The sequence below is a fragment of the Streptomyces sp. NPDC054840 genome (genome assembly GCF_053611065.1).
Genome location: NZ_JBSGZP010000037.1, coordinates 1 through 10,016, shown reverse-complemented (window position 1 = coordinate 10,016; position 10,016 = coordinate 1). Strand labels below are relative to the sequence as shown.

Sequence of the window (10,016 nt, the reverse complement as noted above, 5' to 3'; positions counted from 1 at the left end):
CGAAGGCCATCGGCCAGTGCGCCAGCGCCGCCGTGGCGCCGTACCAGGCCAGCAGCCCGGACACGGCGGCGACCCAGCCGCCCGCCTTCGCGAGCATGCCGTTGTCCACGAACGCGCCTATGGCCAGCAGGAGCAGCGACAGGGTCAGCAGGGCGTAGACGCCCTGGCTGAACAGACCGCTCGCGGCGGCGACCGTGAGGCTCAGCGCGAGCATCGCGAACAGGACGAGAAACGTTCCGGCGGCTTCGTCGGAGACCGAACCGCCCGCGCCCTTGGCCCACGTGAACCAGAAGATGCCGAGGCCCGCGAACGCGGTGCCGTTGAACCCGTTGCCGCCGCGGTACTCCAGGAGACCGAGGAGGAACAGGGCCGCGCCGCCGACGTACATCGCGAGCGACACGGAGCTGGCAGCGGACACGCCGTCGATGACGCCGGTGTGGCCGATACCGAATGCGAGAAGGGTGAGACCCAGGGCTATGTTCCCGAGGGTCGAAGTCGAGGCCGTGCTTCCCGCAGAGACACCATTGTCCACGGCGGGCTCCCTTCGATCTGCAGTTGTTTGCTGCGTCCCAGCAGCACTTATCTACCCTTTACACAGGGGCACAACCGCACAAGCAGCTAACAAATGGTCACGGGACGGCAACGGTGAGCGAGCGGACCGGTCGCTCGTTCGGGGCGGTCAAGGAATGACGACGACCGGTCGCTGTGCGCGCTTGGCCAGTCGGCCGGCGACCGATCCGAAGATCCGGCCCACGATCCCGTGCGTGGAGCCCACCACGATGGCGTCGGCCGAATACTCCCGGCCGACCTCCTCCAGCTCATGGCAGATGTCACCACCGCGCTCGACCAGGATCCACGGGACTTCGGCCAGGTAGTCCGCGCAGGCGAGTTCCAGCCCGAGCACCTCTGTGCGGTGGTCCGGCACGTCGACGAAGACGGGCGGCTCGCAGCCGGCCCAGACCGTGGTGGGAAGCCGGTTGGCGACATGGACGATGATCAGACCGGATCCGGAGCGACGGGCCATGCCGATCGCATAGGCGAGCGCGCGCTCACTGGAAGTGGATCCGTCGAATCCCACAACGACCCCGTGCCGGAAGGCCGGATCGCAGTGCGCGCGTGTCTGTTCCACCGCGCGCAGATCGGCGGCCGACGCGGGGTCGACGACGCGTTTGCGCTTGCGGTCCGCGGGTTCGGAGAATTCGTGACCGGCCATGGGTGTCTCGGCGAAGAGGTCCTTGGAGGAAGCAACAGGGGCGAAATCGGCGACGCAGTGTGACGGAGCTCTGTCCGGGAAGCATCTTCCCAAGCCCATACCCACCAGGGTACGGCGACACTCCTGTCCTGCACAGGGCATGCCGCCCTTGGAGAGCGTCCCAGGGAGCATGCCGGAGCGAGCGCGCCTTGGCAATGGCCGCTGTCCCCTACAGCCAGTGACGAGAGCGGCCATCGCCACCCGTTGGCGCAGTGACCGAGCCCCGCCGCCGGGCGTTGGGACATGCGTCCGACCTTCAGGTAAGAGCCCGCAGGGAGTACGCCGTGCCCGGTCATCCGGTTCACCCCGTCCAGCCAGCTCAGCCGACGCAGTCCGTCCGGTCCCTCCAGAACACCGACCCCGCCCGGCACTTCACCCCGTCCCCCCGCTCCGCCCTTCACCCGTCCGTGCGTTCCGCCGGGCACCCCCACGACGACCCCGCGGGTGACGTCGTGCGCTGGGCCGCCTTCAGCTGCCTGCTCGTCCCCGTGGTCCTCGTCGTCTACGGAACCTCCTACGGCGGCGCCGCCGTCGCCACCCTCGGCCTGCTCGCCGTCACGGCCGCGTGCCGGATCCTGCTGCGCCACTCGGAGAAGACGCAGCGGGCCGCGGCCCGGGTGCGGGCGCAGGAGTCCCTTGCGCCCGCCCACCGCGGCCGGCACTCACGCGCCGTCGGCGGGAACCGGCGCGGCTGCCGGGGCTCCGGCCCCGCCCGCCCGCAGGACTGACTCATTCGCACACCCACACACGCATGTTTTCAGCCAACTTCCCGGCAGGGTGCCCTCCTTGCCGGAATGTCCCGCCGCCCCCCTCACCACCAGCGACGACAGACCCCAGGGGGCGTTCCGGCCCTACGGGTACTGGCCATGGCCGGGGACCACGCTTCCCGTTCGGGTAGCGGAGTGGAACGCTTACTGATCGAATGCTTTTCGCCAAGTTGAGAAGTCGACATAGCGCTGCGTGCTGAACTTGTCACGCCGACACCACGGGACGCAGTAGATTCGATCATGTATTTACGGCGGGGGATCCACGTGCAAGGCCGAGGGGAAACGTGCAGGTGCGACCAGACCAAGGAGTCGCGACACCCAAGGGGGGCTTAGCGCCATGAGCCAGGATTCCACCGCCGTCGTCACAGACGCCGGCCGGAAGCTCGCGGGGCGTCGCCGCAGGGAGATCGTCGCGGTGCTGCTCTTCAGCGGCGGACCGATCTTCGAGAGCTCCATTCCACTTTCCGTGTTCGGCATTGACCGGCAGGACGCGGGAGTTCCACGCTATCGATTGCTCGTGTGCGCCGGTGAGGACGGTCCGCTCAGGACCACCGGCGGGCTCGAACTGACCGCGCCGTACGGGTTGGAGGCGATCGCCCGGGCAGGAACGGTCGTCGTTCCCGCCTGGCGCTCCATCACTTCACCACCTCCGCCGGAGGCGCTCGACGCACTGCGTCTGGCGCACGAGGAGGGGGCCCGGATCGTCGGACTGTGCACGGGAGCCTTCGTGCTCGCCGCCGCCGGTCTGCTGGACGGCCGGCCCGCGACGACGCACTGGATGTACGCGCCGACGCTGGCCAAGCGGTACCCGTCCGTCCATGTCGATCCCCGTGAGCTCTTCGTCGACGACGGCGACGTGCTCACGTCCGCCGGCACGGCGGCCGGAATCGACCTGTGCCTGCACATCGTGCGCACGGACCACGGCAGCGAGGCGGCCGGGGCCCTGGCCCGCAGGCTCGTCGTGCCACCGCGCCGGACCGGCGGCCAGGAACGCTATCTCGACCGGTCGCTGCCGGAGGAGATCGGCGCCGACCCGCTGGCCGAGGTCGTCGCCTGGGCACTGGAACACCTCCACGAGCAGTTCGACGTGGAGACGCTGGCCGCCCGCGCCTACATGAGCAGGCGCACCTTCGACCGGCGGTTCCGCTCGCTCACGGGCAGCGCCCCGCTCCAGTGGCTGATCACCCAACGGGTGCTCCAGGCACAGCGGCTGCTGGAGACCTCCGACTACTCGGTCGACGAGGTCGCCGGACGCTGCGGCTTCCGCTCACCGGTCGCGCTGCGGGGTCACTTCCGGCGGCAGCTGGGGTCCTCCCCGGCCGCCTACCGCTCCGCCTACCGGGCCCGCCGGCCGCAGGCCGACGTGGCACAGGTGGCCGAGATCAACGCGGGTCCGGTTCCGCACCAGCGCACTCCGCAGCCCCACCGGGCGGCGGCGGCACTGGCCGCGTCCGGTCCCACGGTGACGGAGATGTACGCCCCGGGACGGGTCATGCGGGAACACGCGTGACCGCACGCTGAGTACGACGCACGAGGGTCCTCCATCGGCCACCGCCGATGGGGGACCTTCCGCATATGCGATCCGCGCCCCGGGCGACCGCATAAGGTGGGACACATGAACGATCGCATGGTGTGGATCGACTGCGAGATGACCGGGCTCTCGTTGACGGACGACGCACTTATCGAGGTGGCCGCACTGGTCACCGACTCGGAGCTCAACGTGCTCGGCGAAGGCGTGGACATCGTGATCCGCCCGCCGGACGCCGCCCTGGAGACCATGCCCGACGTGGTCCGCGCGATGCACACCGCCTCCGGTCTGCTCGACGAGCTGGCCGGCGGGACCACCCTCGCGGATGCCGAGGCCCAGGTCCTGGCCTACGTGCGGGAGCACGTGAAGGAACCCCGCAAGGCGCCGCTCTGCGGAAACTCGGTCGGCACCGACCGCGGCTTCCTGCTGCGCGACATGGCCGCGCTGGAGAGCTACCTGCACTACCGGATCGTGGACGTGTCCTCGGTCAAGGAGCTGGCGCGCCGCTGGTACCCGCGGGCGTACTTCAACAGCCCGCCGAAGAACGGCAACCACCGGGCGCTGGCGGACATCAAGGACTCCATCACCGAGCTGCGCTACTACCGGGAGGCGGTCTTCGTACCGCAGCCCGGACCCGACTCGGACACGGCCCGCAGCATCGCCGCCAAGCACGTCGTGCCCGGCGCGTAGCTCCGGCCGGGCCCCTCCGGAGGGAGGCGCCGGGAAAGGGGGGAGCGAGCACCCTCCCGGACCCTGTACCCTTTTCTTCGGCCGGTCGGTTTTCCGACCGGACATGGTGGGTGTAGCTCAGTTGGTAGAGCACCTGGTTGTGGTCCAGGTGGCCGCGGGTTCAAGTCCCGTCACTCACCCTGTTGATCCCGTGGGGTCCGAGGTTTCCTCGTACCCCACGGGATTTTTCGTATGCCCGGCCCGTATGCCCGGGCCCGTATGCCCGGGCCCGTGCCGCTAGATCCGGAGGAAGGCCTCCACCTCGGTGACGAAGGCCACGGGGGTCTCGTGCGGCGGGTAGTGGCCGGAGCCCGGGACCGTCACGACCCGGCAGTCCGGGTACGAGGCCTGCCAGGTGTCCCGCATCACATCCGGGGTGATCGCGAGGTCGTACTCCCCGACGAGGACGAGCACCGGGACGGTGTTGCCCTTCACGGCGGCGGACAGGTCCAGCGGCTGCCAGCTCGCGAAGTAGTCGGCGAAGGCCTCGGGGCGGGAGACGGCGAGGGAGTGGGCGACCATCCGGTCGAGCCAGTGGCGGCTCACGCGGTTGCCGGTGACCAGGTCGAGGATGACGCGGCGCTTCTCGGGGTCGGTGGCGGCGCCGTGGAAGAGGGCGTGGGTGGCGTCGTCCATCGCGTAGGGCGCGGCCGGGACCGGGGCGAGCCCGATCAGCTTCTCCACCCGCTCGGGGGCACGGACGAGGACCTGCTGGACCGCCTTGCCGCCCATGGAGTGGCCGAGGAGGGAGAAGGTGTCCCAGCCGAGCTGATCGGCGAGTTCGAGGACGTCGTCGGCGATCTCGGCCAGCGTGTGGCGGCCGGGCACGTCGCGCCGGTCGCCGTAGCCGCGGTAGTCGAGGAAGACGTAGCTGAAGCCCGCGGGGTCCAGGTGGTCCAGTACGGAGCCCCAGTTCGCGGAGGTGCCGAACCAGTCGTGCAACACGATGACGCGGACGGGTCCGGTGCCGATCCTGCGGTGGGCGATGGCCATGCGTTCTCCCTCGGTGACGTGGCGAAGAAAACCGACGCCGAAGGTTCTGCCCACCGGATCTACCATCACACCGTGAACCCGACACCCCGCCCGCAGCCCCTGGTCATGGGGTACTTCGCGCGGCCCGATGGAGCGTGCCACCCGCACCACCCCCGGACGTACGTGATCAGTGACGCCGCCGAGATCGGCGCGGTGGAGGTGGCCCGACAGCCGGGCGACGACCGCTCCGCCGACGACTCGATCAGCTGTATGTGCGGGGATGGCCTGCGCACGGACCACCACGGGCCCGAGGTGCTGCGCCTGCTCGACCCGCTGTCCCCCGACGGCATCCCCGCCCGGCACCGGGCGCGGTGGGCTGCCGCGGCGCCCGTGGAGCTGAGGGAGTACGCCGGGGCCCTCGCCGCGGGCGATGAGGAGCCCCCGGCTCCGCGCGGGGTGCCACTGGGGACGGTGTTCAGCTGGCTGGGCGCCCCGCGGGACGAGCCCCGCGACGCGGCGTGGCTGCTCGCGGAACGGGCCCCCGCCCGGCTGCTGGCCGGGAGGCCGACGGAGGAACTCGCCTGGGCCGTACGGGAGACGGACCGGGCCGGCCTGGAAGGGGCCGTGCGTTTCTTCGTGAGCGAGGAGTTCACCACCCGGCATCCGAAGCGACGCCGGGTGCCCGACACCGCGCGGGACCTCCTGCTGCGGCACGCCCGCAGCCACCGTCCCGGGGACCTGCCGGTCCTGGAACGGCGGCTGCTGCGCGCACCGGAGGACCGGATCAGACGGTCCTGATCGCCGGGTCGGAGACGCCCGGGGCGCCGGTCTCCACGTGTCCGGCGAAGCGGCGCAGGAAGGTGGCGTCGCCGTCGGAGACGACCTTCACGTCGTACCAGCGGGAGGCCGCGGCGAGGTCCACCGTGTGGGAGACCGTCGCGCCGGCCGCCACCCGGAAGGTCTGGGGTGCGCCGCCGTAGGCGTTGGTCACCGTAAGGTTGACTGCCGCCGTCCCGGAGTTGGTCAGGGTCAGGGCCAGGTTGCCGGTGGCCGCCAGGTGGCGGGCCGTGACCTCGGGGCCGGCCTTCTTCGTCGGGCCCTTCCAGGTGCGCAGGAAGCCGTTCGGGCCCCACACCGTGAGGTTGATCTGGTTGCCGGTGGAGCTGCTGGTGGACCAGGTGTCCGAGAGCGTCTTGCCCGCCTCGACCGTGTAGGGCCAGGGGCCGTCCGTGCGGTTGCCCGAGGTGCTGTGGAAGTGGGCGCCCAGGGTCGGTCCGGAGGCGAAGGTGAGGGTGAACTTGCCGGTGGAGGTGGTGCGAGCGCCGTCGACGTAGGGGCTGTAGCCGAGCGCGCGGGTCGGCTTGGCGCCGGCTTCCTGCCGGGGCAGGGTGCCGGTGGCCGGCGGGGTCGGGTGGTAGGAGGGGTGGCGGTCCTTGTCGGGCGGGACGTATCCGGCCGTGGAAGGGAGCGCGGCGGGTGCCGCATCGGCCCGGGTGAAGTCGAAGGCCGAGGTCAGGTCGCCGCAGACGGCGCGGCGCCACGGGGAGATGTGGGGTTCCTGCACGCCGAAGCGCTTCTCCATGAAGCGGATGACCGACGTGTGGTCGAAGGTCTCGGAGCAGACGTAGCCGCCCTTGCTCCAGGGGGAGACCACGATCATCGGGACGCGCGGGCCGAGCCCGTACGGTCCGGCCGCGTAGCCGCCGCCACCGGCGTAGAGGTCCTTCGACACGTCGGCCGTGGACAGACCCCAGGCCGAGGAGGCCGGCGGGTACGGCGGGACCACGTGGTCGAAGAAGCCGTCGTTCTCGTCGTAGGTGATGAACAGGGCGGTCTTGGCCCAGACCGCCGGGTTCGCGGTCAGCGCGTCCAGGACCTGCGAGATGTACCAGGCGCCGAAGTTCGTCGGCCAGTTCGAGTGCTCGCTGAACGCCTCGGGGGCCGCGATCCAGGAGACCTGGGGCAGCGTGCCGCCCACCACGTCCGCGCGCAGCCGGTCGAAGTAGCCGTCGCCCGCCTTGACGTTCGTGCCCGTACGGGCCTTCTCGTACAGGGCGCTGCCGGGCTGGGCGCCCCGGTAGCTGTTGAAGTACAGCAGTGAGTTGTCGCCGTAGTTGCCGCGGAAGGCGTCGTTGATCCAGCCCCAGGAACCGGCCGCGTTCAGGCCGTCGCCGATGTCCTGGTAGACCTTCCACGACACCCCGGCGGACTCCAGCCGCTCGGGGTAGGTCTTCCAGCCGTAACCGGCCTCCTGGTTGCCGAGGACCGGGCCGCCGCCCACGCCGTCGTTGCCCGTGTGGCCCGTCCACATGTAGTAGCGGTTCGGGTCCGTGGCGCCGATGAACGAGCAGTGGTAGGCGTCGCACACCGTGAAGGCGTCGGCGAGGGCGTAGTGGAACGGGATGTCGTTCCGGGTCATGTACGACATGGTGGTGGCCGTCTTGGCCGGGACCCACTTGTCGTACTTGCCGTTGTTGTACGCCTGGTGGCCGCCGGCCCAGTCGTGGTCGAGCCCCTCCAGGAACTGCATGCCGAGGTTCTGGATCTGCGGGTTGAAGGGCAGGACGTCCTTGGTCCCGTTCGACTGGTGGAAGACCGACTTGCCGTTGTCCTGGAGGACCGGCCGCGGGTCGCCGAAGCCCCGGACACCCTTCATCGTGCCGAAGTAGTGGTCGAAGGACCGGTTCTCCTGCATCAGGACGACGATGTGCTCGATGTCCTGGATCGTTCCGGTGGTGCCCTGCGCCGCGATGGCGGCGGCCCGCGCGATGCTGTCGTTCAGCATCGTGAGGGCGGCGGTGCCACCGGCTATCTGCAGGAACCTGCGACGGTTGAGTTCTGCCATGGGGTGACGACCTCTGCGGGTGAGGGGGGGAGTCGAGGGGCGCCCCAAGGACAGCGGTCCCGGGGTACCGGCCGGAGATCACTTCGTGACACTGCGCCGTACACCTGGAGAACGGAAAGAGCTCCCGAACGACCTGCATATCTGCTGAAATGACCTCCCACACAGTGCACGGGGGGCGCAGAGCGATGGCCGGGACCGAGTTCGGGCATGGCATCGGGCTGCCCCGCGCGCTCTCCGGCCTGCCGCTGTCGCCGCTCGTGGGAGGGTACGGGGAACTTCGCTCCGCGCAACAGACCATCGGATCGGGCCACTTGGGTGAGTCACCGGTTCCGCCCGGCGGCCGCTTACGGGTCCTCGACGGGATCTTCGCAGTCACCGGGCCCGATCGGCGCCGGCACGTGGGCGGCTTCGAGGGGAACTCATGAATCTCACCCAACTGCACTACACCTCGGCGCCGCCCGGTCCCGACGGTTCCGGTTTCCGGTTCACGGCCGTGAGCCCCGGGGTGCCGGCCGCGCTGCTGCGCGAGGCGGAGCGGCTGATCGGCTACGAGCCGCCCCGGGACGCGCCGTCGCGCCCGGAGCCGCGGGAGCTGGCCGCCTTCCCGCAGGCGCTCAGCCTGAACGTGCTGGCCGACGGCAGCCGCCTGCTGGCCCGCTCGGTGTACACGGGCGCCGACGACAGCGGCCGCTGGGGCAACTTCCACGCCCACGCGGTGCATCTGCCGCAGCCCGCCGGCTCCGGTCCGGCCGTGGGAGAGCTCCCCATCACCGCTTGGGGCTCGTCGCAGTGGGCCGCCGCGACCCCGGAGGCCGGTGCTCCCGTACTCGCGGCGGTGCCCGCCCCGGGCCGCCTCGACCGGGCCTCGCTGGCCGCCTTCGTCACGGCCCGCGGGCCCTGGCTGGCTGCCTTCTTCGCCGATGTGCGCCGGCTCGCGGAGGACCCGGACGCCCCGCAGATCGTGCTCGTGGAGGCGGACAGCGAGGCCGCGGCCCGCTGGATCATGCTCGCGTGCAGTGTGCTGCCGCACCAGCGGGGGCAGTGGCTCACCTTCACCACCTACACCCGGCGGCCGCAGCTCGCCCGGCAGCGGATCATCGGGGTGATGCCCGAGGACGGGCCGAGCCTCGCCGGGCAGGAGCAGCGCTACCGGGTCTACGACGCCACCCGGTCCCCCGCCCCCGCCGCCTCGGCGCCGGACGTGTGGGCCGACACCGCCGCACGGGTCTGGCAGGCGCAGCGCCAGGATCTGGTCGCCGAGGTGCGGCGGCTGGCCGCGGGGCCCTACGACGCGGGTCCGCTGGCCGCGCTCGCCCTGGCCTCGGACATCGCCCTGCCTTCCTCCGGCCGGACCGCGGCCGCCGACTGGGCCGCCGGGCACCGGGATGCGCTGGACCGCGTACGGCTGCACGCGCTGGCCCTGGCACTGGGCCGCCCGGCCGGGGACCGGGACCCTGCGGAGGTCGGCGCCGCCGGGCGGCTGCTCGCGGCCCTGGACGGCTGGGCCCCGCCCGCGGTGTGCGAGCCGCTGGTGGCCCTGACCCTGACCGAGGCGGTACGGACCGGCGCGCCGCCAGCGGCCCTGCCCACCGCGGGCGCCCTGGGGGCGGCCGTCCGCGGCCGGCTCGCGGCGGAGCTGGAACCGGGCCTGAGGGCGGCGCTGGGCGCCCCGGCGGACGAACCGGCGCATCGCGCCGGGCTGTTACGGGTGGCCTCGGTGCTCGGGGTGGACGTGAGCGATCTGCTGCCCGGTGTGGCACGGCAGTTGGCGCCGGCGCTGCTCGCCGATCCGGAGCGGGCGTACGGGGCGGGGGTGCGGGCGGCGCTGGCCGAACTGCCCGCGCTGCGCGCCCTCGTACTCGACCGGCTGGATGCGCTCGCGGCGGACGATCCGGCCGCCGGACGGGGGCTGTTCGAGCGCAC

9 protein-coding genes and 1 tRNA gene are annotated in these 10,016 nt (G+C 71.5%); 6 read left to right on the top strand and 4 right to left on the bottom strand.

Translation table 11 applies throughout. The features are described from left to right. Both ACWGIU_RS05180 and ACWGIU_RS05175 read right to left on the bottom strand, forming a co-directional pair. Window positions 1-532, bottom strand: a 532-nt coding sequence (locus ACWGIU_RS05180; protein ID WP_453702566.1) for an acetate uptake transporter, incomplete at its 3' end; no start/stop codon positions are given. Between the two features lie 147 nt (window positions 533-679). After that, complete coding sequence (locus ACWGIU_RS05175) at window positions 680-1,213, bottom strand: universal stress protein (protein WP_453702584.1); 534 nt, start codon at window positions 1,211-1,213, stop codon at window positions 680-682. Between the two features lie 323 nt (window positions 1,214-1,536). Between ACWGIU_RS05175 and ACWGIU_RS05170 the strand changes: the two genes are divergently transcribed. The 4 genes from ACWGIU_RS05170 to ACWGIU_RS05155 all read left to right on the top strand — a co-directional run bounded on the left by ACWGIU_RS05170 (window position 1,537) and on the right by ACWGIU_RS05155 (window position 4,416). Further along, complete coding sequence (locus ACWGIU_RS05170; protein ID WP_453702565.1) at window positions 1,537-1,980, top strand: hypothetical protein; 444 nt, start codon at window positions 1,537-1,539, stop codon at window positions 1,978-1,980. A gap of 376 nt (window positions 1,981-2,356) precedes the next feature. After that, window positions 2,357-3,529 (top strand): helix-turn-helix domain-containing protein, encoded by a 1,173-nt coding sequence (locus ACWGIU_RS05165; RefSeq protein WP_453702563.1) that lies wholly within the window; start codon window positions 2,357-2,359, stop codon window positions 3,527-3,529. Window positions 3,530-3,634: 105 nt separating this feature from the next. Further along, complete coding sequence (orn, locus tag ACWGIU_RS05160) at window positions 3,635-4,237, top strand: oligoribonuclease (RefSeq protein ID WP_453702561.1); 603 nt, start codon at window positions 3,635-3,637, stop codon at window positions 4,235-4,237. Between the two features lie 106 nt (window positions 4,238-4,343). Then, window positions 4,344-4,416, top strand: a tRNA-His gene (locus ACWGIU_RS05155). 97 nt (window positions 4,417-4,513) lie between these two features. Here the strand turns inward: ACWGIU_RS05155 and ACWGIU_RS05150 are convergent. After that, window positions 4,514-5,269 (bottom strand): alpha/beta fold hydrolase, encoded by a 756-nt coding sequence (locus ACWGIU_RS05150; RefSeq protein ID WP_453702559.1) that lies wholly within the window; start codon window positions 5,267-5,269, stop codon window positions 4,514-4,516. Between the two features lie 72 nt (window positions 5,270-5,341). Here ACWGIU_RS05150 and ACWGIU_RS05145 point away from each other — a divergent pair, with 72 nt between their 5' ends. Then, window positions 5,342-6,046 (top strand): hypothetical protein, encoded by a 705-nt coding sequence (locus ACWGIU_RS05145; RefSeq protein WP_453702557.1) that lies wholly within the window; start codon window positions 5,342-5,344, stop codon window positions 6,044-6,046. Here the strand turns inward: ACWGIU_RS05145 and ACWGIU_RS05140 are convergent. Next, the gene (locus tag ACWGIU_RS05140) at window positions 6,033-8,093 is read right to left on the bottom strand and encodes a phosphocholine-specific phospholipase C (RefSeq protein WP_453702555.1); all 2,061 of its coding nucleotides are present in this window, start codon (window positions 8,091-8,093) and stop codon (window positions 6,033-6,035) included. The genes ACWGIU_RS05145 and ACWGIU_RS05140 overlap by 14 nt on opposite strands. A gap of 421 nt (window positions 8,094-8,514) precedes the next feature. Here ACWGIU_RS05140 and ACWGIU_RS05135 point away from each other — a divergent pair. Further along, a partial coding sequence (locus tag ACWGIU_RS05135; RefSeq protein ID WP_453702553.1) for a GTPase-associated protein 1-related protein occupies window positions 8,515-10,016 on the top strand: 1,502 nt, incomplete at its 3' end.

What these genes read in the sequence shown, in the direction of transcription:
- ACWGIU_RS05175 (WP_453702584.1), bottom strand. Translation starts at nt 1,213, where the DNA reads ATGGCCGGTCACGAATTCTCCGAACCCGCGGACCGCAAGCGCAAACGC.
- ACWGIU_RS05165 (WP_453702563.1), top strand. Translation starts at nt 2,357, where the DNA reads ATGAGCCAGGATTCCACCGCCGTCGTCACAGACGCCGGCCGGAAGCTC.
- orn (WP_453702561.1), top strand. Translation starts at nt 3,635, where the DNA reads ATGAACGATCGCATGGTGTGGATCGACTGCGAGATGACCGGGCTCTCG.
- ACWGIU_RS05150 (WP_453702559.1), bottom strand. Translation starts at nt 5,269, where the DNA reads ATGGCCATCGCCCACCGCAGGATCGGCACCGGACCCGTCCGCGTCATC.
- ACWGIU_RS05140 (WP_453702555.1), bottom strand. Translation starts at nt 8,093, where the DNA reads ATGGCAGAACTCAACCGTCGCAGGTTCCTGCAGATAGCCGGTGGCACC.